The sequence below is a fragment of the Leifsonia sp. NPDC058292 genome, from assembly GCF_042880955.1.
Taxonomy (GTDB): domain Bacteria; phylum Actinomycetota; class Actinomycetes; order Actinomycetales; family Microbacteriaceae; genus Leifsonia.
Genome location: NZ_JBHVYL010000017.1, coordinates 1 through 22,514, shown reverse-complemented (window position 1 = coordinate 22,514; position 22,514 = coordinate 1). Strand labels below are relative to the sequence as shown.

The window sequence follows — 22,514 nt, the reverse complement described above, 5'->3', positions numbered from 1 at the left end:
CCCGGATAGGATTTGCCCGGATGCAGGACAACGAATGAACGAACGATTTTCACAAACCGAGACCGAAGCCGGCGACGTCGATGTCGTGGCGCGGGTGCTCGCGAACGCCGACACGCACGCCGGTGTCGCCCTGTTCGGACGCGGTGCTCAGGCACTGCAGACCGACAGCGTCGACGACGCCGGGCACGACGGTGAACAGTTCGACCGCGAGGAGCGCGCAGCGCTGCGTCGCGTCGCCGGGCTGTCGACCGAGCTCCAGGACGTCACCGAGGTCGAGTACCGGCAGCTGAGGCTCGAGAACGTCGTGCTGATCGGCATCTACTCGCAGGGCAGCCTGCAGGATGCCGAGAACTCGATGCGAGAACTCGCCGCCCTGGCCGAAACCGCCGGCGCCTCGGTGCTGGACGGCCTGCTGCAGCGCCGGCCGCATCCCGACGCCAGCACCTACCTCGGCAAGGGCAAGGCGCAGGAACTCGCCGGTATCGTCGCCGCCCTCGGCGCGGACACCGTCATCGCTGACACGGAGCTGGCCCCGAGCCAGCGTCGTGCTCTCGAAGACGTGGTGCGCGTGAAGGTCATCGACCGCACCGCCGTGATCCTCGACATCTTCAGCCAGCACGCCAAGAGCCGCGAGGGCAAGGCGCAGGTCGAGCTGGCGCAGCTCGAATACCTGCTGCCGCGTCTGCGTGGCTGGGGTGAGTCGATGTCGCGCCAGGCCGGTGGCCAGGTGGGCGGCACGGGCGCGGGCATGGGCTCGCGCGGACCGGGTGAGACGAAGATCGAGCTCGACAGGCGGCGCATCCACACCCGGATGGCTAAACTGCGCAAGCAGATCGTCGGCTTCAAACCGGCGCGCGAGGCCAAGCGTGCCAACCGCCGCCGCAACTCGGTACCCTCGGTCGCGATCGCCGGATACACGAACGCGGGCAAGTCGAGCCTGCTCAACCGCATCACCAAGGCGGGCGTGCTCGTCGAGAACGCGCTGTTCGCGACGCTCGACTCGACCGTGCGCAAGTCGGTGACGGCGGACGGCCGGCTCTACACGCTCGCGGACACGGTCGGATTCGTAAGAAACCTCCCGCACCAGCTGGTCGAGGCTTTCCGCTCGACGCTGGAAGAGGTCGCCGACTCGGATGTGATCGTGCACGTGGTCGACGGGTCGCACCCCGACCCCGCGAGCCAGCTCGCGACCGTACGAGACGTGATCGGTGAGGTCGGTGCACGAGACCTTCCCGAGATCGTCGTGTTCAACAAGGCCGATCTCATCGCGCCCGACGACCGTCTCGTGCTGCGAGGGCTGGAGCCGGGAGCGATCTTCGCCTCCGCCCGCACGGGCGAGGGCATCGACGAGGTGCTCGCCGCGATCGCCCGGCTGCTGCCGGACACGTCGATCGAGATCGAGCTCGAGGTCCCGTACGACCGGGGCGACCTGATCTCCGCTCTGCACGAGCGCGGTCGAGTGCTGAGCACCGAGTACGTCGAGGACGGCACCCGCGTCAGGGCGCGCATCCAGCCCGAGTACGAGTCGGTGTTCGAGGCGTTCGCGGTCGCGCCGACCAGCTAGCCTGCCGGCCAGCGCAGACAACCCGACCAAGGCCGGGCGGAGCACGTGTGTCATATGCCGACACACAGTGTTCCGTCCGGCCTTCTTCGTTGCTAGATTTCCAGTCAACCGAAGCGCTGAACCGCTCGGTGGTGCGACAGCCGAGCCCGGCACCCGCCCGCGAACACCCTGTGAGAGCAGGGTCCTGACCCTGACCGGGACGGGCGCGGCCGACACGGGCTGTGATCCGTCACACCATCCGAAGAGGACGCCATGAGCTGGAACACCGCGCGGTTCTCCTTCGAGCTGTATCCGCCCCGCACCGCGGCCGCAGCCTCGGCGCTGCCGGCGACGATCGACAGGCTCGCCGCCACCCACCCTGACTTCATCTCTGTGACGTACGGCGCCAACGGCTCATCGCGCTCGTCGTCCCTCGAACTGCTGCGATACATCCTCGACAACACGAACGTGAGCCCGATGGCGCACCTTACGTGCGTCGGATCGTCGCACGCGGAGACCAACCTGCTGATCCGCGAGTTTCTCGACGCGGGCATCCGGAGCTTTCTGGCCGTGCGGGGCGATCCGCCCGCGGACGCCGCCCCGGGTGAGACCGGTCTCGGCGAAGTGCGCAGCTCGGCCGAACTGGTGCAGCTCATCCATCGCGTTCAGGCCGAACGGGAGCCGTACAGCGAGCTCTCGGTGCCCGGCCTCGACGCGAGCGCGGTGCTCTCGAGCCGGGAGCACGTTCAGATCGCGGTCGCCGCGTTTCCGAACGGTCACCCGACCTCGCACTCGGTGAGCCAGGACATCGACACCCTTCTCGCCAAACAGGCCGCGGGTGCGAATCTCGGCATCACCCAGCTGTTCTTCCACCCGGAGGACTACCTCAGCTTCGCGCAGAAGGCCAAGGACGCGGGTGTGCTCTTCCCGATCCTGCCCGGCATCATGCCGGTCACCAGCCCGGCCAGGCTGCGGCGGATGCTCGAGCTGAGCGGCGAGGACCTGCCGAGCGACCTCGCCATCCAGCTGGAGATCGAGCCGACTGAAGAGGGCCAGCGCGAGATCGGGATCGCCTGGGCGACCGACTTCGCGCGCACGCTCCTCGACGGGGGCGCCCCGGGCATCCACCTCTACACGTTCAACCAGCACGAGGCGGTCCTCGCCGTTCTCGAGCGCACCGGACTCCTGTCCGCCGGCACCACGGACAGTCTCACCACCGAAAGGGAACACGCATGAGCGACACCACCACCCGGCCCGCCTTCCCGGTCGGCACGATCATCGGGTACCCCCGGATCGGACGCCGCCGCGAGCTGAAGAAGGCCGTCGAGAGCTTCTGGGCCGGAGCGATCACCGCGGACGTGCTGGAGACGACCGCCGCCGAGCTGCGCGCCGCCACCCGGGAACGACTGGCTTCGCTCGGTCTGGGACGCGACGACTCGTCCATTCCGGAGAGCTTCAGCTACTACGACCAGGTGCTGGATGCGGCGGTGACGGTGGGAGCGATCCCGTCCCGCTTCGCCGGACTCGCCGATGCGGAGGGAGCGGTCGACCTGGCCGGGTACTTCACCATCGCCCGCGGCGAGGGCGACAACGCCCCGCTCGAGATGACCAAGTGGTTCGACTCCAACTATCACTACCTCGTTCCCGAGATCGGCCCGGAGACCTCGTTCCGGCTGGCCTCCGACCGGATCGTGCGCGAGTTCGAGGAGGCCAAGGCGGCAGGATTCGTCACCCGCCCCGTCATCGTCGGCCCGGTCACGTTCCTGCTGCTCAGCAAGGCGAGCGACGAGGCGCCGGAGGGGTTCCGTCCGCTGTCCCGCCTTGCCGACCTGCTCCCCGTCTACCGCGAGCTGCTGCAGCGGCTGGGCGCGGCGGGCGCACCGTGGGTGCAGCTCGACGAGCCCGCGCTCGTCAGCGAGAGCATCGACGAGGAACGTGGGGCGGTGCTGGCAGCCGTCGCATCGGCCTACGAAGCGCTCGGCGGCGTCGACGCTCGCCCCGGGATCTTCGTGGCCGCTCCGTACGGCAGTCTCGATGACGCGCTTGCGGTGCTGGCCGCTTCCCCCGTGGAGGCCCTCTCCCTCGACCTGGTGCGCGGAGCGACGCCGACCGGACTCGACGCCGCGACCGCATCCGCCCTCGCCGGCAAGACGGTCGTCGGCGGCGTGATCGACGGCCACAACATCTGGCGCGGCGACCTCGAAGCGGCCTTCGGAAAGCTGACCGAGCTGCTCGCGCTCAGCCCCGATGTCGCGGTGTCGACATCGACCTCCCTGCTGCACGTTCCGCACGACATCGACGACGAGCCCGCGCTGAGCGATCAGCTGAAGAGCTGGCTGGCGTTCGCCGACCAGAAGGTCGCGCAGGTCGCGACGCTGGCCCGCGGTCTGGTGGACGGCCACGAGGCCATCCAGGAGGAGCTGAGCGCCGCATCCGCTGCCCTCGCCGACCGTGCCGCGGCGCCGGGCGTGCGCGACGTCTCGGTACGCGACCGCACCGAGGCGCTCACGGAATCCGACTTCACGCGCGGCGACTACGCCGACAGGCTCGCGGCGCAGGAGACCGCGCTCGGGCTGCCCTTCCTGCCCACCACGACCATCGGGTCGTTTCCGCAGACCGGCGACATCCGCCGTGCGCGCGCCCAGCTGGCGAAGGGGCTCATCACCGAGGCCGACTACCTCGGCAGGATGCAGGCCGAGATCAAGCGCGTCGTCGACCTCCAGGAGGAGATCGGCATCGACGTCATCGTGCACGGCGAGCCCGAGCGCAACGACATGGTGCAGTACTTCGCCGAGAACCTCGACGGCTTCGCGGTGACGCAGAACGGTTGGGTGCAGTCGTACGGCAGCCGCTGTACGCGGCCGTCGATCCTCTGGGGAGACGTCTCGCGGCCGGCGCCGATCACCGTCGACTGGTCGGCGTACACGCAGAGCCTCACGGCGAAGCCGGTCAAGGGGATGCTCACCGGTCCGGTCACGATTCTCGCCTGGTCGTTCGTTCGCGACGACCAGCCGCTCGGCGACACCGCGCGCCAGGTGGCCCTGGCTCTCCGCGACGAGATCGCCGACCTGGAGGCCGCGGGCATCCGGATCGTGCAGGTCGACGAGCCGGCGTTGCGCGAGCTGCTGCCGCTCAAGAACGCCGATCACGCGGGCTACCTCGACTGGTCGGTGGCCTCGTTCCGTCTCGCCACGGCGGGCGTGCGTGACGAGACGCAGATCCACACGCACCTCTGCTACTCCGAGTTCGGGGTCGTCATCGATGCCATCCGCAACCTGGACGCGGATGTGACGAGCATCGAGGCCGCCCGCTCTCGGATGGAGGTCGTGCGCGACATCCAGACGTCGGGCTTCGAACACGGCATCGGCCCGGGCGTCTACGACATCCACTCGCCGCGCGTGCCCTCGGTCGCCGAGGTGACCGAGCTTCTCGAGACGGCGCTCGAAGCCATCCCGGGGCGACAGCTCTGGGTGAACCCGGACTGCGGTCTGAAGACGCGGGGCTACGACGAGACCGTCGCGTCTCTGCAGAACATCCTGGAGGCGACCCGTGCGGTTCGCGCCAAGGCGGGCGTGCCGGCCTGACCTGTCCTGTCCTGTCCTGTCCTGTCCTGTCCTGTCTCGCCGCGCCGGAGTTCCGGGCCCCTCTGGCCCGGAACTCCGGCGCGACGGACGTTTCACCCGCGCGTCGCGCGAAATCTCCGGCGCTAGGCGAGGATGTGGTCATGGTCGAGATCTCGGACGAGGACTTCGAAGCGATGGTCGGAGCCGTCTACGACGGGCTGCCGGAAGGCATGGTCGCACCGCTGCAGAACGTGGCGGTGCTCGTCGCGGACCAGCCGCCGGGGGAGAGGCCGCGCCTGTTCGGTCTGTACAGCGGGCATCCGCTCACCGGGCGAGGCTTCTACGGCTTCGGTGAGCTGCCCGACCGCATCACTCTGTACAAGAACAATCTCGCCGGGGCCAGTGCTGATCGGGATGAGCTCCGCGCCCGCGTGCGTGTGACCCTGGTGCACGAGATCGGCCACTACTTCGGGCTCGATGACGCCCGCCTGCAGGAGCTCGGCTGGGCTTAGACCGCGCGGAGAACCGCGACCACCTTGCCGAGCACCTGGGCGAAGTCGCCGAGGATCGGTTCGAAGTTCGAGTTGCGAGGGAGCAGCCAGGTGTGTCCGTCGCGCTGGCGGAAGACCTTCACTGTCGCCTCCTCGTCGAGCATGGCCGCGACGATGTCGCCGTTCTCCGCCGTGTTCTGCGTGCGCACGACCACCCAGTCGCCGTCGCAGATGGCGGCGTCGATCATCGACTCGCCGACCACTTTCAGCATGAAGAGTTCGCCGTTGCCGACGAGCTGCCGCGGAAGCGGGTAGACCTCTTCGACCTGCTGCTCGGCGGTGATCGGCACGCCGGCCGCGATTCGGCCGACGAGAGGGACCATCGCGGCGTCGCCGACGGGAATCTGGCTCTCGAACTCCGTGGTCTCCGCAGTGGGTGAGGGCAGGTCGATGAGGATCTCGAGCGCCCGAGGCCGGTTCGGATCGCGCCGCAGATAGCCGCTCAGCTCGAGCTGGTTGAGTTGGTGGGTGACGCTGGAGAGGGAGGAGAGCCCGACCGCGTCGCCGATCTCCCGCATGCTCGGCGGATAGCCGCGCTGGCTGACGGAACGGGAGATGGCCTCGAGGATGGCGAGCTGTTTCTCGCTCAGGCTCTTGCGCCGTCGGGTGCCCCCGCGCTCGCGCCCTGCCTGGTTGTCGTTCGACACTGTCGTCCCTTCGTGACCCGCCTGACGCATCCGGCCCGTCCGAATGTCGGTGGTGCCTGGTTGAGTGAACTCCAGACAATCGAAACTGTATCCACGATGCAGAGGTAAAACAAACATATGTTCGAGCGTGTCTCGAATCCGTGGGCGATTTTCCCTCGAACACCGTGGTTGTGATTTCGAACATTCGAAGATATATTCGGAACACAGCTTCGCATCCGGTCCGCCGGCCAAGCACCGGGTGCGGAATTCTAGGAGGTCAAGACCATGAGCACTGCAACGGTCACGATGTCGTCATCCACCGTCGAATTCCCCGCAGGCGCCACGACGCACCTGCGGCTCACGCGTCGCGGACGCGCGGTCCTCACCACTCTGGCCGCGGTGCCGCTCATCGTCGGCGCCCTCTTCTTCGCCCTCAACGGCGGTGGAGCGTTGGCATCGGGCGATCAGGCCCGCGTGCAGTTCCAGTACGTCACGGTGGAGTCGGGCCAGTCGCTCTGGAGCATCGCCGAGAAGGTCGCGCCCACGGCAGACCCCCGCGATGTCATCGCTGACATCGTGTCGCTCAACCAGCTCGATTCGGCCGTGGTCTCGCCCGGTCAGCGCCTCGCCATCCCGGCGCAGTACGAGCGCTGACAGGCAGTCGCGGCGCAGGTGGGGGCCGTCGCAACACAGCCTGCTGCGGCAACTACCATGGTGTGGTGACTTCTCTTTCCGATCTGCCGATTCGTGATGATCTGAGGGGCAAGAGCCCCTACGGCGCACCCCAGAAGGTCGTGCCCGTTGCTCTGAACGTGAACGAGAACACGCATCCGATTCCCGAAGACGTGGCGACCGACATCGTCGAGAGGGTCGCGCACGCGGTGCTCGGGGTCAATCGGTATCCCGACCGCGAGTTCACCGAGCTGCGGGAGAGCCTCGCACGGTACCTCGGCCACGGTCTGACTGCGGAGAACCTGTGGGCCGCGAACGGCTCGAACGAGGTCATCCAGCAGATTCTGCAGGCCTTCGGCGGCCCGGGGCGCAGTCTGCTGGGATTCGCACCGACGTACTCGATGTACCCGCTGCTGGCGGCCGGTGCAGGCACGGCCTACCTCTCCGGGCGGCGTGACGCCGAGTTCGAGCTGTCGCCCGAGACGGCGGCGGCAGAGATCCGCCGTCTCGATCCGGACATCGTGATCCTGTGCTCGCCGAACAACCCCACCGGAACCCCGCTCTCCCTCGAGACCATCGAGGCCGCCTACGACGCCGCGCGCGGAATGGTGGTCGTCGACGAGGCGTATGCGGAGTTCATGCCCGAGGGCGAGCCGTCGGCACTGACCCTGCTGCCCGGGCGTCCGCGTCTGCTCGTCTCGCGCACGATGAGCAAGGCGTTCGCGTTCGCCGGGGCACGGGTCGGGTATCTCGCGGCCGATCCTGCGGCTGTTGACGCACTCCGCCTGGTGCGGCTTCCGTATCACCTCTCCGCACTGACCCAGGCCGCTGCCCTCGGCGCACTCGCCCACTCCGAGGAGATGCTCGCCATGGTCGGGGAGATCCGGGACCAGCGCGACCGTATCGTCACCGAACTCGCCGGGCTGGGGTATCGCCCGCACCGCAGCGGCAGCAATTTCGTGCTCTTCGGTGGTGTCGCCGATCCGCAAGCGACGTTCGAGGCCTTGCTCGAGCAAGGGGTGCTCATCCGCGATGTGGGCATCCCGAACCACCTCAGGGTGACGGCCGGCACCGAGGCGGAGACGACCGCGTTCCTGACCGCGCTCGCGTCGCTCGGTCGCCCGGCCTCCGGGGCGAACGCCGCGCCGGATGCCGCGGAATCCGCGACAGACCAGCCGGTAGGCTCGCAGTCATGAGCAATCGCACGGCCACACTGCAGCGCGAGACCAGCGAGTCGAGCATCGACCTGAGCATTGACCTCGACGGCACGGGCGAGACGGACATCGAGACCTCGGTTCCGTTCTACGACCACCTGCTCACGGCATTCGCGAAGCACTCGCTCACCGACCTGCGCGTGCGGGCGAACGGCGACACCGACATCGACGTGCACCACACGGTCGAAGACATCGGCATCGTGCTGGGGCAGGCGATCAAGCAGGCGCTCGGCGACAAGCGCGGCATCTCCCGCTACGGGGATGCGCTCGTGCCGCTCGACGAGGCGCTGGTGCAGGCCGTCGTCGACATCTCGGGCCGCCCGTATCTCGTGCACTCCGGCGAGCCCGCCGGGTTCGAGTTCCACCTCATCGGTGGTCACTTCACGGGTTCGATGGTTCGTCACGTCTTCGAGGCGATCTCGTTCAACGCCGCCATCACGACGCACATCACCGTCGTGGGCGGCCGTGACCCCCACCACATCGCCGAAGCCGAGTTCAAGGCGTTCGCCCGCGCGTTCCGCCAGGCCAAGGCTCTCGACCCGCTGGTGACCGGCATCCCGTCGACCAAGGGTGCGCTGTGAATCGCCCTGACGTCGTCGTCTTCGACTACGGAACCGGCAACGTGCACTCGGCCGTGAAAGCGCTCGAGGCAGCGGGGGCCGACGTCGAACTCACCGGAGACCGGGCTCGCGCTCGCGAAGCCGCGGGTCTCGTGGTGCCCGGAGTCGGCGCCTTCAGCGCCGTGGCCAACGCGCTGTGGGCATCCCGCGGCCACGAGGTCATCGATCGGCGCCTGTCGGGAGGACGCCCCGTTCTCGGCATCTGCGTCGGCATGCAGGTGCTGTTCGAGCGCGGCGTCGAACGCGGCGTCGACAGCGAGGGACTCGGCGAGTGGCCGGGAACGGTCGACCGGCTCGAGGCCGAGGTACTGCCGCACATGGGCTGGAACACCGTCGAGGCTCCCGAGACATCGGTGCTGTTCGACGGCCTCCACGACGAACGCTTCTACTTCGTGCACTCCTACGCCGCGAAGGAGTGGTCGCTGGATGTGGTGCCGCCGTTCCCGCGCCCGAGCGTGACCTGGGCTCGGCACGGCGAACGCTTCATCGCCGCCGTGGAGAACGGCCCGCTCAGTGCCACGCAGTTCCACCCCGAGAAGTCTGGGGATGCGGGAATCCAGCTGCTGCGCAACTGGGTGGGCACGCTCTGAGGCGACGTGGTCGCTAGGCTTCTGTGCTTGTGCCGCTGCTCGATTCGAGCCGTCGTCTGCCGCTGACGGCCCTGAGCGTTTGATCCGAGGAAGACTGATGAGTGAATTCAACAACACCCCCGAGCTCGTGCTCCTGCCCGCGGTCGACGTCGCCGACGGAAAGGCCGTTCGGCTGACCCAGGGCGAGGCAGGTTCGGAGACCAGCTACGGCGACCCGGTCGACGCCGCCGCCGAGTGGGCCGACCAGGGGGCCGAGTGGATCCACCTGGTGGACTTGGATGCGGCCTTCGGGCGCGGCGACAACCGCGGCCTGCTGAAGAAGGTCATCCGCCAGGTGCGCGGTGTGAACGTCGAGCTGTCGGGCGGCATCCGTGACGACGCGTCACTGGAGTCGGCGCTCGAGATCGGCGCCAAACGCATCAACCTCGGCACCGCGGCGCTGGAGAACCCGGAGTGGGCGGCGAACGTGATCGGGCAGTACGGCGAGGCGATCGCGGTGGGATTGGATGTGCGCGGCACGACGCTCTCGGCGCGCGGCTGGACGCAGGACGGCGGTGACCTCTGGACCGTGCTCGCGCGGCTGGAGGAAGCCGGGTGCGCGCGGTACGTCGTGACCGACGTGACAAAAGACGGCACCCTGCGCGGACCGAACCTGGACCTGCTGCGCGAGGTGATGGAGCGCACAGCGCGCCCCGTGGTCGCCTCGGGAGGCATCTCGAGCCTGGACGACATCGCCGCGCTGCGCGAACTGGTGCCGCTCGGGCTGGAGGGCGCGATCGTCGGCAAGGCGCTCTACGCCGGCGCGTTCACACTGCCCGAGGCGCTGGATGTTGCGGGGCACTGACCTTGCGGGGCATTGAAGTTGCGAGGCACTGATGTCACAGCGCGCTGACGGTGACGGCCCGAGCGACGAGGGCGCGGCGCGCCTGAGCGGGTTCGCGGCGCAGCTGGCGGCAGCGGATTCGGCCGGCCAGCCGTGGGCCGGGCGCGAGTTCGACGAGAACTCGTTCGAGAACGATGACGGCAGCGCGCCGCAGCAGCTTCTCGACGCGCTGAGCGCGTTCCGCTCGGGCGAGGCCGGGCCCGAGGTCGTTGTGGATGCGGTGCGCGAGTCGCGCCTGCTCATCCCGTTGGTCGCACAGCTCGGCGAGATCGGCGTCAACGCGCACGGGCACACCGTCGACAAGTCTCAGGAGCTAGCGATCGTGACCGTCGCCGGCCCGGACGGTCGCACGGTTCTGCCGGTGTTCTCTTCCGTGGACGCCATGCGGCGCTGGAATCCGCTCGCGCGCCCGGTGCCCGCCGATGGCGCGCGCGTCGCCCTCGCGGCAGCCGGTGAGGACACCGAACTCGTGGTGCTCGATCCCACGTCGGAGACGGAGTTCGTCATCCGGCGGCCGGCGCTGTGGGCCATCGCGCAGGCGCAGCCCTGGGTGCCGAGCCACCGGGATCCCGAGGTGTTCAGGGCGTTCGTGGGCTCGATCGGTTCTGAACTCGGCGTTCACGACGTCGCCCTCCTGCCGGGCGATCCGGAGTCGAGGCTCGCCGCCGAAGAGCTCGTCGTGCGGCTCGAGCTGGCTCGCGGCCTGACCCGCGACGAGCTGGATGCCGTGCTGGGCCGGCTCGCCCAACGGTGGGCGGCCGACGACGTGATCGCCACCCGGGTCGACTCTCTGCGCGTGCAGCTGGTCGCCACCGAAGACTGAGCCCGACTTCGGGCCGAGCCCGCCCGGCGGGAGCACCCGACCGAAGCGTGGCTCAGCTGTCGGCGCGGCCGAGCATCCGGAGCCCGGCGATCAGGCTCAACCCGGCCATCACGACCACGAACACGACGAGCACGGGAACCAGCGGCCAGACGATGAGCGCTGCACCCACGAGAAGCACAGGCAGCGCCAGTCCGATATAGGCGATGAGGAAGATGGCCGCCAGCACCTCTCCGCGGCGTGACGGGGCGGCGAGGGATGCGGCGACCGCGACGGCCGAGCGGAACTGCAGCCCGACACCCGCTCCGGCGAGCACTCCACTGACGATGAAGGTCGTCGGGTCGGCGATGAGAACACCCACGGCCAGTCCGGCGAGGCCGACGACGACGAGCACGATGGCGATCACCAGCTGAACGCGCGTCCTGAGGCGGGCGAAGACGATCTGGGACACCGTGGAGGCCGCGAACACCGAGAACGGCACTGCACCGGCCGTGAGCCGGGAGGTCTCGTGGAGCACTCCCGCGAGAACGCTCGGCGCCAACGACGTGAACAGGCCGAACACGGCGAAGCCTGCGAATGCTGCGATGGCTGCGGCCGAGAAGGCGCTCCGCGATCCGGCGGGGAGCGAGATGCGCTGAGGACGGTAAGCGGGCCTCTCCTCGGCACGCTCGACGGTCTCAGGCACGAGCGCGACGGCGACGGCCGCGACCGCGAGAACGACCAGGAACACGACGTAGGGGATGACGAGAGGGGCAGGCAGGAACTGCGCGAGGGCGCCCGCGATCAGCGGACCCAACGCCAGGCCGCCCGTGTTCACCACGGTGGAGATCGTGCCTGCGAGTCGCGGACCCTCCTCCGGTTTGGCGACGGCGCGCAGTTCGCTGAGATGAGCCGTGGCGCTCGCGGTCAGGGCACCGACCCCGACACCCGAGATCACGCGCGCGACGAGCAGTCCCGTCACGTCGTTCCAGAACAGGAACAGCACCGCGCCGAGGATCTCGAGCACGATGGCGACCAGCACCATCCGGCGTCGTCCCGCCCAGTCGCTGATGTGCCCGATGAGGAAGAGGCTCGCGATGACTCCCACCGCGTATGCCGCGAAGATCACGGTCACGACCCAGGTCGGAAAGCCGTCGCGCTGCTGGTAGAGGGCGTAGAGCGGTGTCGGCAGGGTCGAGAACGCCATCACCGAAAGAAACGCCGCTGCGATCACCCAGAATCCGGCGCCGTGACGGAGTCGCCAGCCGGCGCGGGTCGCGCGGGCGTCGGAAGGGGCGATGGGGTGAGTGTCGGTCGGGGTGGTCATGACATGATCGTGCCCTCGGTGCGCAATCGTGTCCAACGAATCAAATCGATGGTCGCGATCGACGATTACGATTGCGACATGGAAACACGTCAGCTGGAGTATTTCGTCGCCGTCGCGGAGGAGAGCAACTTCACGCGAGCGTCAGAGCGCGTGTTCGCGGCGCAGTCCACCGTGTCTGCGGGCATCCGTTCCCTCGAACGCGAGCTCGGGGCCGATCTCTTCGAGCGCGACCCGCAGGGGGTCAGACTCACGCCACTCGGCGCCGAGGTGCTCGAAGCGGCGCGCGCGACGCTGGAGGCGAGCGAACGGATGCGGATGCTCGCCGACCCTCGCGGCGGTCTCCGGGGCCAGCTCAGGGTCGGGATCTTCACCAACCTGACCACAATCGACCTCCCCGGGATCCTGGGCGAGTTCCACTCACGCCACCCCCTGGTGGACCTGCGCCTCGGCCCATCACCGAGCGGCTCGACCGGTCTCGCCGAAGACGTGAGGCTCGGCCGTGTGGACGTGGCCTTCATGGGACTTCCCGGCCGTTTGCCCGGCCTTCACTACCAGCGGCTGGCGATGTCGCCCTTCGTCGCCGTGCTCGCCGAGGATCACCCGCTGGCATCGCAGAATCGCATCCGGCTGGCCGACCTGACGACCCAGCCGTTCGTGGATGCGCGCGAGGGTTTCGGCAACCGCGTCACTCTCGACCGGCACCTGGCGGAGCTCGGGCTGAGTCGTCGGGTGGCGACGGAGGTCTCCGATCTCGGCGAGATCCCTCGTTTCGTCGCGGCCAGGCTCGGCGTGGCCGTGATGCCCGCGCTCACGGTGCTGCCGGCCGTGGGCGCCGTCGTGCGTCCGCTCGCCGAGCCCGTCGAGTGGGAGCTCAGCGCCGTCAGCCGGCCCCGGCCGAACGCTGCCGCCGCCGCGCTGCTGGGGCTGCTCGCCGAGCGGTTCTCATCCGGGCGTGCCGGGGGGACGGTCGAGCGTGATGGCACGGAGTAGGGCCTTGGCGAGAGTCGTTCGCTGAGGGACACTGAACCCATGGCGAATCTCTCCCGTGAACAGGTTCCTGCGCCCGTTCTCGCCGCGATCGACGCGGCGAACTCCGGCGACCTCGACGGCTTTCTCGACGCGTTCGCGCCGAACGGCTCGGTCGATGACTGGGGCCGCGTGTTCACCGGGCGGGAGCAGGTGCGGCGCTGGAGCGACGCCGAGTTCATCGGGGCACACGTGACGCTCGATGAACTCTCCTATACGACCGTCGACGGCGACGGGCATCCCGGAGAGGCGGCGGCGCCCGTGGCGGTTGCGGTCTCGGCCCAGGTCGGCGGCGACGGTTTCAACGGACCGTCGACGTTCACGTTCGCCGTCGGCCCCGACGGCATCGACCGGATGACGATCACAGGATAGGCACGGCGCTCGATGGCGGTGGGGTCAGCAGGTCACCGTGAGTGTTCCGTCGTTCGAAAGCCTGTCGACCGCGGGGCTGGCCGCAGCGCGCACGGGAGTGCCACGATGGAGGCATGACGATCGAGCTGCACATTACCGACGACGCGGACGCCGACGCACTGCTGTCCGCCGACCCTCTCGCTCTCCTGATCGGGATGCTCCTCGACCAGCAGGTGCCGATGGAGACCGCGTTCGCCGGGCCGGCCAAGCTGCGTGACAGGCTCGGCGTCTTCGATGCCGCCACGATCGCGGGCACCGATCCGGATGCGCTCGCCGCGGTGATGAAGCAGACGCCGGCGGTGCATCGGTTCCCCGGGTCGATGGCGGGGCGTGTGCAGGCTCTGAGCGCTGCGATCGTCTCGGACTGGGGCGGCGACGCCGCAGCGATCTGGACCCAGGGGTCGCCGGACGGCGCCGAGGTGCTGTCGCGGCTGAAGGCGCTGCCGGGCTTCGGCGAGCAGAAGGCCAAGATCTTTCTCGCGCTGCTCGGCAAACAGTGCGGGCTCGCGGCGCCCGGATGGCGCGAAGCGGCGGGAGTCTACGGCGAAGAGGGGTCGCATCGATCCGTCGCCGACATCGTCGACCCTGCCTCACTCGGCAAGGTGAGAGAGACCAAGAAGGCGCTCAAGGCCGCCGCAGCCGCCGCCAAGACCAAGGCATAGCGACCGCCTGCCTCCGCCGCAGGCATCACGCTCCCGCGTCTTCTAGGCTTGACCGGTCATGACAGTTCTCGCCGCCACCGTGCTCTTCCTCAACGCCGTCTTCAACGTCTTCGCCTGGCCACGGTTCTTCCAGCGGGTGTCGAAGGATGCGCGCGCCCGAGACGCTGCGGGCAAGACGACCGCCTTCTACAAGGTCCACGCTGTGCTGCTCGGCGTGGCGCTGCTCCTCGCGCTCGTCTCGCTCGTCGCGGGCGTGCTCGTGCTGCTGTGATTCACGGAATCGACTCGGCGGGCGTCGCGCCGGTCGACCGGCGAGCGTGTCACAGGGTGCCGATACGCTCGGACTGCGAGCGACCGCGCGCATCCTGACGACGGACAGGGGGAGTGTATGTTCCTGCTCGACGGTGCCGTGATCACGAGCGCGAGCGATCTCACCGAGGCCTCCAAGTGCGAGTTCGCCTTTTTGCGCACCCTTGACGAGAAGCTGGGGCGCATCGAGAAGGCCGAGAAGGTCGACGACCCGATGTACGTGCGGTCGTCGCGGCTGGGAGACGAGCAGGAGCACCGCATCCTCGGCGAGTACCGGGAACGTTTCGGCGACGGGGTCGTCGAGATCGAGCGGCCCGAGACACTCGACGCCGAGAGCCTGGGGGCTGCGGTTGCGGAGACGCTCGCCGCGTTCTCCCGGCAGGAGCCGGTGGTGTTCCAGGCGACGTTCTTCGACGGCGCGTTCGTGGGTTTCGCCGACTTCATCGTGCGCCTCGACGACGGAAGCTATCGCGTGCAAGACTCCAAGCTCGCGCGGAGCGCCCGCGTGACCGCACTGCTGCAGCTCTGCGCGTACGCCGAACAGCTCGAGCGGATGGGCGTCGCCGTCGACGACACCGTCGAGCTGCTGCTCGGCACAGGGGCGGTCAGTGAGCACAGGCTCTCCGACATCGCCCCGGTGTACCGCAAGCGTCGCGCACGGCTGCTCGCCATCATCGAGGCCCACCTCGCCGACACAGGGCCGGTGCGCTGGGGGGATCCGCGGTTCACGGTGTGCGGGCGGTGCGAGACCTGCGATGCCGAGATCCAAGCGGCCAGGGATGTACTGCTCGTGGCGGGGGTGCGCATCACGCAGCGTGAGCGACTGGCGGCCGCGGGCATCATGACCATCGACGCGCTCGCGGCCTCCAGCGGCCCGATCGACGGCATCGGCGAGGCGACGCTCGAAGGCCTGCGTGAACAGGCGCGCCTGCAACTGGCCGTGGTGGAAGGACTCGCGCCGCCCATCCATGTGTTCAACGCGCCCGTGCTCGCCGCGTTGCCCATCCCCGATCAGGGCGACATCTTCTTCGACTTCGAGGGCGATCCGCTCTACACCGAGGGTGCGGGCGAGCGCTGGGGGCTCGACTACCTGTTCGGCCTTGTCGACCAGGATGCGGTGTTCACCGCATTCTGGGCACACGACTTCGCCGCCGAACGCGTGGCGCTCCAAGACTTTCTGGCGTTCGTGCGCGAGCGCCGGGCACGGTATCCGCAGATGCACATCTACCACTACGCGGCCTACGAGCAGACGCACCTGCTGGCGCTCGCCGCTCGGCACGGCGTCGGCGAAGAGGAGGTTGACGGCCTGCTGCGCGACAACGCGTTCGTCGATCTCTACCCCATGGTGCGTAAATCCGTGCGAGTCGGATCGCGGTCGTATTCGATCAAGAAGCTCGAGCCGCTCTACATGGGCGACAGCCTGCGCGAGAGCGACGTCACCAACGCGGTCGACTCGATCACAGAGTACGCGAACGCCCGCGATCTCCTCGCCGTCGGCAAGATCGACGAGGCACAGCGGATGTTCGACTCGATCGGCGACTACAACCGCTACGACTGCGTCTCGACACTGCGCCTGCGCGACTGGTTGCTCGATCGGGCGGCCGAGAACGGCATCCCCGTCGGTCGCGCTCCGGTGGAGGAGATGGAGCCGGCCCCCGAGGCGTCGCCGCTGCGCGCCGGGCTGCTCGCCTTCGCCGGCGACCCGCTCGACCCCCACCGAACGCCCGACCGGGAGGCGATGGCGCTCGCCGCCGCAGCCATCGACTATCACCGCCGCGAGCAGAAGACCTTCTGGCAAGGCCACTTCTCTCGTCTCATCCAGCCGGTCGACGAATGGGCCGAGACCCGCGACGTGCTCGTCGTCGAGCACGCGCAGGTGGTGCGGGACTGGTATCAAGACGAAGGCCACCGGGTCGAGCGACGTGAGATGCTGCTGTCGGGGCAGTGGGGCCCCGGAAGCGCCGTCCGCACGAGCGAACGCACAGGGCCCTTCCTGCTCTACGAGTTCCCCGGCCCGTATCGGCAGCCCCGCGCACAGCCGGGGGCAAGAACGGCGCGGTCGGTCGCGGTGATCGCCGCGACCGACGAAGGCGCGGTGCTGGTGCGCGAGACGCTTCCGCCGGAGGTGCAGCGCTACGACGACGTGCCCACCGCCCTGACGCCCGCGGGGCCGCCGGACGCCCGGCGCCTGGCCGCCGCCATCCAGGAGTGGGGCGCCGAGCTGCTCGACGCGAGAGTCAGCGCCGATACGTGGCCGAACGACGCAATGGTCGACCTGCTGCGGCGCACGCCACCGCGCACGCGCTCGGGGCGGCTCGCGCCGCCCGCGCCCGACGGCCTGCTGGTGCAGTCGGTCGTGGCCAGCCTGCTCGACCTCGACCGGTCGTATCTCGCCGTGCAAGGTCCGCCCGGAACAGGTAAGTCGTATCTGGGCGCACGCGTGATCGCGGAGCTCGTCACGCGCCACCGCTGGCGGATCGGCGTCGTGGCCCAGTCGCACGCCGTCGTTGAGAATCTCCTCGATCGGGTGGTCGACGCCGGGCTCGACGCCCGGCTGGTCGCCAAGGTGCCGGGCAGCGACAGCGCCGACGACGCCCACGCCTTCACGGCGCTCGAGAAAGACGGCCAGCTGACCTTCGCGCTCGACAACACCGGCACGGGCTATGTGGTCGGGGGAACGGCCTGGGACTTCGCCAACGCGGCGCGCATCCCGCGCAACGGGCTCGACCTGCTCGTGATCGACGAGGCAGGGCAGTTCTCGCTCGCCTCGACCATCGCGGCGGGTGCCGCGGCGCACCGGCTGCTGCTGCTCGGCGACCCGCAGCAGCTCCCGCAGGTGAGCCAGGGCCGGCATCCCGAACCGATCGACGGATCCGCGCTCGGTTGGGTGAGCGACGGTCATGACGTGCTGCCGGCCGAATTCGGCTACTTCCTGCCAGAGACGAGAAGGATGCACCCGGCTCTGGCCGGCGCGGTGTCGCGGCTCTCCTACGAGGGCAGACTGCACGCCCACCCGGACGCCGCGCTGCGCTCGCTCGAGGGGGTCGAGCCTGGACTGCATCCGGTGCCCGTCGACCACGTCGGCAACGCCACGCAATCCCCGGAAGAGGCGACGGTGGTGGTGGAGCTGGTGCGCGACCTGCTGGGCAGACCGTGGAGCGATCCGTCGGGCGGTGCTGAGAGCGACCGGCCGCTCGGGGAGGGCGACATCATCGTCGTCACGCCGTACAACGCGCAGCTGGCCCTGGTGCGCGAGGCGCTCGTCGACGCGGGCCACAGCGGCGTGCGCGTCGGCACCGTCGACAAGTTCCAGGGGCAGGAGGCCGCGATCGCCATCGTGAGCCTGGCGGCCTCGTCTGCGGCGGACGTGCCGCGGGGGATGTCGTTCCTCATCATGAAGAACCGGCTCAATGTGGCGATCTCGCGGGCGAAATGGGCGGCCTTCCTCGTGCACTCGCCCGAACTCACCGACTATCTGCCGGTCACCCCGGCCGGGGTCACCGAACTGAGCGCCTTCATCCGGCTGGTCGAGACGCGCTGAGCGGCGCCCCTGTGCACCCCCGGCGCAACGCCCCCGGTGCTACGCTCGGTGCGTGTCGCCAGAGGAGCTTGCCGCGCTCGTGCTCTTGCGCAAAGCGCGCGACCTGATCGACCGTGAGTACGCGAAACCGCTCGACGTGCCCACGATCGCTCAGCGTGCCCTGATGTCGCCCGCGCACTTCTCCCGCAGCTTCCGCGCCGCCTACGGCGAGACGCCGTACAGCTACCTGATGACCCGGCGCATCGAACGAGCCATGGCGTTGCTCCGCGGCGGAATGAGCGTCACCGATGCGTGCATGGCCGTCGGCTGTACCTCGCTCGGTTCGTTCAGCTCGAAGTTCACCGAGTTGATGGGCGAGACACCGACCGCGTACCGCAACCGCGAGCACCTGGCCGTGTCAGCGATGCCGGGATGCGAGGCCAAGCAGCGCACGCGACCGATCCGCACCAAACCGGGAACGCAGCCGGCCGTAAGCACCTGGTCCCGCACATCGAGCAGTTTTGAAGAAGTCGCCGCCGCCGCCGTTTCCTAGGCTGTTCCCATGACTATTTCGCTGCAGTACTACCACATCACCGTTCTCGACCCCGAAGAGTCGCTCGGCTTCTACCGGGACACCCTCGGGTTCGAGGTCGTCAACGACGTCGCGTCGGGCGGGCACCACTGGGTCACCCTCGGCATCCCCTCGCAGCCCGGTCTCGAGATCGTGCTGTCCGACCCGCACGGCGGTCGCCCGCAAGCCGACGGCGACAGCCTTCAGGAGCTGCTCGTGAAGGGCGTGCTCACCAACGTCGTGTTCCGCACCGACGACGTCGACGCCACCTTCGAGCACGTGCGCGCTTCCGGCGCCGAGGTGCTGCAGGAGCCGACCGACCAGCCGTGGGGCCCGCGAGACTGCGCTTTCCGCGACCCGTCGGGCAACATGGTGCGCTTTCTGCAGGCGCAGCCGGTGGCCCAGAACGCCTGACCGGCACCGTCACGGCAGTAACGACAGCCGTTTCACCAGCTTGTCGACGCGGTTGCGTGGGCCCACGATGCTGACGGCCAGCGGGCGCAGTGCGGCCGTGGTCTGTCTTGCCACGGTCTCGAGATACTCGTCGTAGACGCGGGTGGACTGCGCCGCCTCCGGCATCGTGGCGACGTGCACGCCCTCGGACGCCTGCGCCTTCACGAGCACCTCGGCCACAGCGTCGGGAGTGGCGCCGAGGATGCTGCAGCCGGCCCAGGGCAGACCCGGATGCGTCTGCGCGTCGGAGTCGACCGCATCCGGGCCCAGCAGTCCGCCGACGGAGCTCGCGGTGGCGGCCGCAACGCAGGCCGTGGCGTTGACGGCGCGGCCAGCGGGAAGCGATTCGTCGACCACGATCACCCATTTGAGTCGGGCCGAGCGCGTCGGTTCGTCAGTGCGGATCTCTTCGGGGGCGAACGAGAGGGCGGGAAGGGTCACAGGATGTCCGATCGTCGTACGGGAGTTCTGGCCGATGGTAGGCACACGTAGTGGATGCGCGCAAACGGTCCGTACTTCGTCCGGCTAGACTGCCGCTATGGCGCCACTCGACGAACTTGATACGGCCATTCTGCGAGAACTGCAGTCGGATGCGCGGCGCACCAACCGGGACATCGCGGCAGCCGTGGGGGTCTCGCCGACCACCGCGCTCGACCGCACGCGAGCGTTGCGCCAGCGTGGTGTGATCCGGGGCGCCCTACTCGACGTGGACCTCGCCGCGATCGGCCGACCGGTGCAGGCGATGATCGCTGTGCGCATCCGGCCTCCTTCGCGTCGCAACATCGAGGCTTTTCGCAACTGGGCGAGCGAGCTGCCGGAGACGATCGGCGTGTTCGTGACCTCGGGCGCAGAAGACTTTCTGCTCCACGTGGCTGTGCCGGGCAACGACAGCCTGTACTCGTTCGTCATCGATCGGCTGACCGAACGCCCCGAGGTCGCGGACGTTCGCACCTCGGTCGTTTACGAGCACCTGCGGAGCCCACGCGTCCTACCCGCGGACGACACGGCCGCACGCTAGGCGATCGAGCGCAGTTCGTACTCGCGCACGCGGTGCGGAACCGTGGCGCCGCACGTGCTGAGCAGCGGTGCCGACAGGCGCTCACCGACCTCGACGACGACACGCTCGCCGTCGTGGTCGAGCTCGACGGTCCAGCCGTGCGGGTGCGCATGCTCTGTCACGAGCGAGTACGCGTCGATCCTGTCGTCGCCGGAGCCCTCGCGGGCGTAGGCCTCCGCCGCCTGCGCGACCGTGCTGAGCGAGGTGCGTCCGCGCAGATAGCGTTCGTCGACGAGGCCGGATGCGTAACGCTGCACGACGGTCTCGACATCGGCTGCGGCAACCCGGCCGTAGAGGAGGCCGTGGGGGAAGAGCACCATCGTCGCGGCGAAGCGGTCGCCGCCGAGGTGCGAGCACTCCCACGTCTCCTCCGGATGCGTTCGCGCAAGGGCCTCGACGACGGGGCGGCCGCGCACGGCGCAGCACTGGTCGTGTCTGGCGTGTGTGCACACGCAGTAGAGGGGAGCGTCGCTCTCTTCGCCCGCCGAGCCGTCGAGCGGTATCGTCAGCAGGTCCTCCGCCGCCTCGGCGCGGCCCCAGCGGATGCTGGTGCGGCCGGGTCGGGCATCCACCAAGGCCCAACGCCACGACGTCTGGGCGCGACGCTCGTCGGCGCGCAGACGCGTGCGGCGAATGGCGAGCGGGCGGATGCCGGCTGCCTCGCACCGTGCGACGATGCCGGCTCCGAGCCGCACATCCAGGGCGGAGGTGAAGAACGCGTGCTCGCCCCACGCGCTCTCGATCTCGACGAGCAGCCACCGCTCGCCGAGCCCCGCGGTGCCGGGCAGCGGATCGTCGCGTTCGAGTGAACGATCGCTGCACGGCCGCCAGGGCAGGTCAGTCACCGTCGTCGCCGCCACCGTCGCCGCCGTACGGACCGTCATCGCCCGCGAACTCGATCACACCCTCGCGCAGCAGCCGGCGGGCGACCACCACGGCCGAGTCGGCGTCGAGGTCGGGCAGCTCGGCTACGGGGATCGGCACGCCCGTCAGGAGGCGTTCGACGGCCGCACGGGCGGCTATCGGAAGAGTGACCGTCTTGGTCGGCAGACGGAGGCTCACGGTCGTCTCCGCCACCACGAGCCGCGGAGGCAGCGCGGAGCGCAGGACGACGGGCATGGATGCGTCGCCGGCGTCGAGCACGTCGACGGCCTCGATCGTGGCCAGGGGCAGCACAGGACCGGGCGGGCTGTCGGCCTGGCGCCGCGCGGTCAGCCGGTCAGCGACGTCACTGGTCGTCGCCTCGCCGGCTCCGCCCAGGCTTGCGATCAGATCGGCGATGGTCGCTTCGACGATCGGGCGCAGTGCATCCGTGTCGCTTGGATCGAAACCGAGGGGCAGCGACGCGCGGAGCTCGACCGTGTCGGCGGCTCGCGCGATCGCCTCGCGCACGATGTCGTGGCGGGTGTACGCCGCCACGCCGATCGTGAGGTGTATCGAGATGCCGCCGAGCGCTGTCGCGGAATGGATCCAGCCGCGGGGGAGGTAGAGCACATCGCCCGGGCGGAACGTGGCGTCGACGGCCGGTTCGCCGGCGGCGCGTGCGGCCACCTCGTCGCGGTGATCCGACCACGGCTGGTCGCGCAGCGGATCCTGGTGCACCGGTTCGTGGATGACCCAGTGCTTCTCGCCGTGGATCTGGAGCACGAACACGTCGTGCACGTCGTAGTGCGGGTCGAATCCGCGGGAGGACGCCGGAGTGATGTACGCGTTCACCTGGCACGGATGCCCCAGCTCGGCCGCCAGACGGCGCGCGAACTCGGCGATCGGCGGCCAGGTGCGATGCAGCCCTTGCAGCACGAGAGTCGCGCCGTTCGCGAACTCGGCGAGCACCTTCTCGGAGCTGACCTGGTCGGCGACCTCGGCCCCGAAACCGCCGGGGGCGGTGTACCGCGTCGGGGGCAGAACAGTGCCCTCCTTCGCCATCCGCACGAACGGCGTGCGCAGTGCTCGCGACGACACGAGTTCGTCGGCCGCGTCGCGGCTGAACAGGTCGTCGAAGCCGCCGGTCAATTCTGCCGCGGTGGTGAGGAGCGGTCGTTTCGCCCAGTACTCCGCAGCGAACGCGTCGGGGTCGATCGCCAGGCAACGAGAAAGCGCGGGTCGGTCACCCGACC

Annotated in this window: 23 protein-coding genes; 18 read left to right on the top strand and 5 right to left on the bottom strand. The window is 69.2% G+C overall.

Annotation, left to right across the window (positions count from 1 at the left end; genetic code table 11):
- The first annotated feature begins 34 nt into the window (after positions 1-34).
- The 4 genes from hflX to ACFVWR_RS11065 all read left to right on the top strand — a co-directional run bounded on the left by hflX (position 35) and on the right by ACFVWR_RS11065 (position 5,618).
- Complete coding sequence (gene hflX / locus ACFVWR_RS11080; RefSeq protein WP_387211349.1) at positions 35-1,564, top strand: GTPase HflX; 1,530 nt, start codon at positions 35-37, stop codon at positions 1,562-1,564.
- A 252-nt stretch (positions 1,565-1,816) separates the two neighbouring features.
- Complete coding sequence (locus ACFVWR_RS11075; RefSeq protein WP_387211346.1) at positions 1,817-2,779, top strand: methylenetetrahydrofolate reductase; 963 nt, start codon at positions 1,817-1,819, stop codon at positions 2,777-2,779.
- Positions 2,776-5,127 carry a 5-methyltetrahydropteroyltriglutamate--homocysteine S-methyltransferase gene (metE, locus tag ACFVWR_RS11070; RefSeq protein WP_387211343.1) on the top strand — a complete coding sequence of 784 codons (2,352 nt, stop codon included), beginning with the start codon at positions 2,776-2,778 and terminating at the stop codon, positions 5,125-5,127. The genes ACFVWR_RS11075 and metE overlap by 4 nt, the downstream gene beginning before the upstream one ends.
- A gap of 140 nt (positions 5,128-5,267) precedes the next feature.
- Entirely contained in the window at positions 5,268-5,618 is a 351-nt protein-coding gene (locus tag ACFVWR_RS11065) for a metallopeptidase family protein (RefSeq protein WP_387211341.1), read from the top strand.
- On the opposite strand, the gene lexA is transcribed toward ACFVWR_RS11065, so the two are convergent.
- Entirely contained in the window at positions 5,615-6,304 is a 690-nt protein-coding gene (lexA, locus tag ACFVWR_RS11060; protein ID WP_387211338.1) for a transcriptional repressor LexA, read from the bottom strand. The two genes, ACFVWR_RS11065 and lexA, sit on opposite strands and share 4 nt — an antisense overlap.
- 264 nt (positions 6,305-6,568) lie before the next feature.
- Between lexA and ACFVWR_RS11055 the strand changes: the two genes are divergently transcribed.
- The 6 genes from ACFVWR_RS11055 (at position 6,569) to ACFVWR_RS11030 (ending at position 11,085) form a co-directional block, all read left to right on the top strand.
- Entirely contained in the window at positions 6,569-6,937 is a 369-nt protein-coding gene (locus ACFVWR_RS11055; RefSeq protein WP_387211335.1) for a LysM peptidoglycan-binding domain-containing protein, read from the top strand.
- 65 nt (positions 6,938-7,002) lie between these two features.
- Positions 7,003-8,151 (top strand): histidinol-phosphate transaminase, encoded by a 1,149-nt coding sequence (locus tag ACFVWR_RS11050; protein ID WP_387211332.1) that lies wholly within the window; start codon positions 7,003-7,005, stop codon positions 8,149-8,151.
- Positions 8,148-8,750 (top strand): imidazoleglycerol-phosphate dehydratase HisB, encoded by a 603-nt coding sequence (hisB, locus tag ACFVWR_RS11045; protein ID WP_387211329.1) that lies wholly within the window; start codon positions 8,148-8,150, stop codon positions 8,748-8,750. Before ACFVWR_RS11050 ends, hisB begins: the two co-directional genes overlap by 4 nt.
- On the top strand, positions 8,747-9,379 hold the full coding sequence (hisH, locus tag ACFVWR_RS11040; protein WP_387211326.1) for an imidazole glycerol phosphate synthase subunit HisH: 633 nt from the start codon (positions 8,747-8,749) through the stop codon (positions 9,377-9,379). Before hisB ends, hisH begins: the two co-directional genes overlap by 4 nt.
- A gap of 97 nt (positions 9,380-9,476) precedes the next feature.
- A complete protein-coding gene (gene priA, locus ACFVWR_RS11035) occupies positions 9,477-10,223 on the top strand; it encodes a bifunctional 1-(5-phosphoribosyl)-5-((5-phosphoribosylamino)methylideneamino)imidazole-4-carboxamide isomerase/phosphoribosylanthranilate isomerase PriA (RefSeq protein ID WP_387211323.1) in 747 nt (248 codons plus the stop codon).
- 31 nt (positions 10,224-10,254) lie between these two features.
- Entirely contained in the window at positions 10,255-11,085 is an 831-nt protein-coding gene (locus tag ACFVWR_RS11030) for an SseB family protein (protein WP_387211320.1), read from the top strand.
- 52 nt (positions 11,086-11,137) lie between these two features.
- On the opposite strand, the gene ACFVWR_RS11025 is transcribed toward ACFVWR_RS11030, so the two are convergent.
- A complete protein-coding gene (locus tag ACFVWR_RS11025; protein WP_387211317.1) occupies positions 11,138-12,388 on the bottom strand; it encodes an MFS transporter in 1,251 nt (416 codons plus the stop codon).
- 78 nt (positions 12,389-12,466) lie between these two features.
- On the opposite strand from ACFVWR_RS11025, the gene ACFVWR_RS11020 reads away from it, so the two are divergent.
- From ACFVWR_RS11020 to ACFVWR_RS10990, 7 genes are all read left to right on the top strand, one after another.
- Positions 12,467-13,378, top strand: coding sequence for a LysR family transcriptional regulator (locus ACFVWR_RS11020; protein WP_387211314.1), 912 nt, complete (start codon positions 12,467-12,469; stop codon positions 13,376-13,378).
- 39 nt (positions 13,379-13,417) lie between these two features.
- Complete coding sequence (locus ACFVWR_RS11015) at positions 13,418-13,786, top strand: nuclear transport factor 2 family protein (protein ID WP_387211311.1); 369 nt, start codon at positions 13,418-13,420, stop codon at positions 13,784-13,786.
- A gap of 119 nt (positions 13,787-13,905) precedes the next feature.
- Entirely contained in the window at positions 13,906-14,487 is a 582-nt protein-coding gene (locus ACFVWR_RS11010; RefSeq protein ID WP_387211503.1) for an HhH-GPD-type base excision DNA repair protein, read from the top strand.
- A 58-nt stretch (positions 14,488-14,545) separates the two neighbouring features.
- Positions 14,546-14,758, top strand: a complete 213-nt coding sequence (locus ACFVWR_RS11005) for an SCO4848 family membrane protein (RefSeq protein ID WP_387211308.1) — start codon at positions 14,546-14,548, stop codon at positions 14,756-14,758.
- A 117-nt stretch (positions 14,759-14,875) separates the two neighbouring features.
- The gene (locus ACFVWR_RS11000; RefSeq protein WP_387211305.1) at positions 14,876-18,337 is read left to right on the top strand and encodes a TM0106 family RecB-like putative nuclease; all 3,462 of its coding nucleotides are present in this window, start codon (positions 14,876-14,878) and stop codon (positions 18,335-18,337) included.
- A 52-nt stretch (positions 18,338-18,389) separates the two neighbouring features.
- Positions 18,390-18,869, top strand: coding sequence for a helix-turn-helix transcriptional regulator (locus ACFVWR_RS10995; RefSeq protein ID WP_387211302.1), 480 nt, complete (start codon positions 18,390-18,392; stop codon positions 18,867-18,869).
- A gap of 9 nt (positions 18,870-18,878) precedes the next feature.
- Entirely contained in the window at positions 18,879-19,301 is a 423-nt protein-coding gene (locus tag ACFVWR_RS10990) for a VOC family protein (protein WP_387211299.1), read from the top strand.
- 9 nt (positions 19,302-19,310) lie between these two features.
- On the opposite strand, the gene ACFVWR_RS10985 is transcribed toward ACFVWR_RS10990, so the two are convergent.
- A complete protein-coding gene (locus ACFVWR_RS10985; RefSeq protein ID WP_387211295.1) occupies positions 19,311-19,826 on the bottom strand; it encodes a DUF2000 domain-containing protein in 516 nt (171 codons plus the stop codon).
- A 52-nt stretch (positions 19,827-19,878) separates the two neighbouring features.
- Here ACFVWR_RS10985 and ACFVWR_RS10980 point away from each other — a divergent pair, with 52 nt between their 5' ends.
- Entirely contained in the window at positions 19,879-20,358 is a 480-nt protein-coding gene (locus ACFVWR_RS10980) for an Lrp/AsnC family transcriptional regulator (protein ID WP_387211292.1), read from the top strand.
- On the opposite strand, the gene ACFVWR_RS10975 is transcribed toward ACFVWR_RS10980, so the two are convergent.
- Both ACFVWR_RS10975 and ACFVWR_RS10970 read right to left on the bottom strand, forming a co-directional pair.
- Positions 20,355-21,281 carry a sucrase ferredoxin gene (locus ACFVWR_RS10975; protein ID WP_387211289.1) on the bottom strand — a complete coding sequence of 309 codons (927 nt, stop codon included), beginning with the start codon at positions 21,279-21,281 and terminating at the stop codon, positions 20,355-20,357. The genes ACFVWR_RS10980 and ACFVWR_RS10975 overlap by 4 nt on opposite strands.
- The coding region (locus ACFVWR_RS10970; RefSeq protein ID WP_387211286.1) for a cupin domain-containing protein at positions 21,235-22,514 on the bottom strand (1,280 nt) is incomplete at its 5' end. The genes ACFVWR_RS10970 and ACFVWR_RS10975, both read right to left, overlap by 47 nt.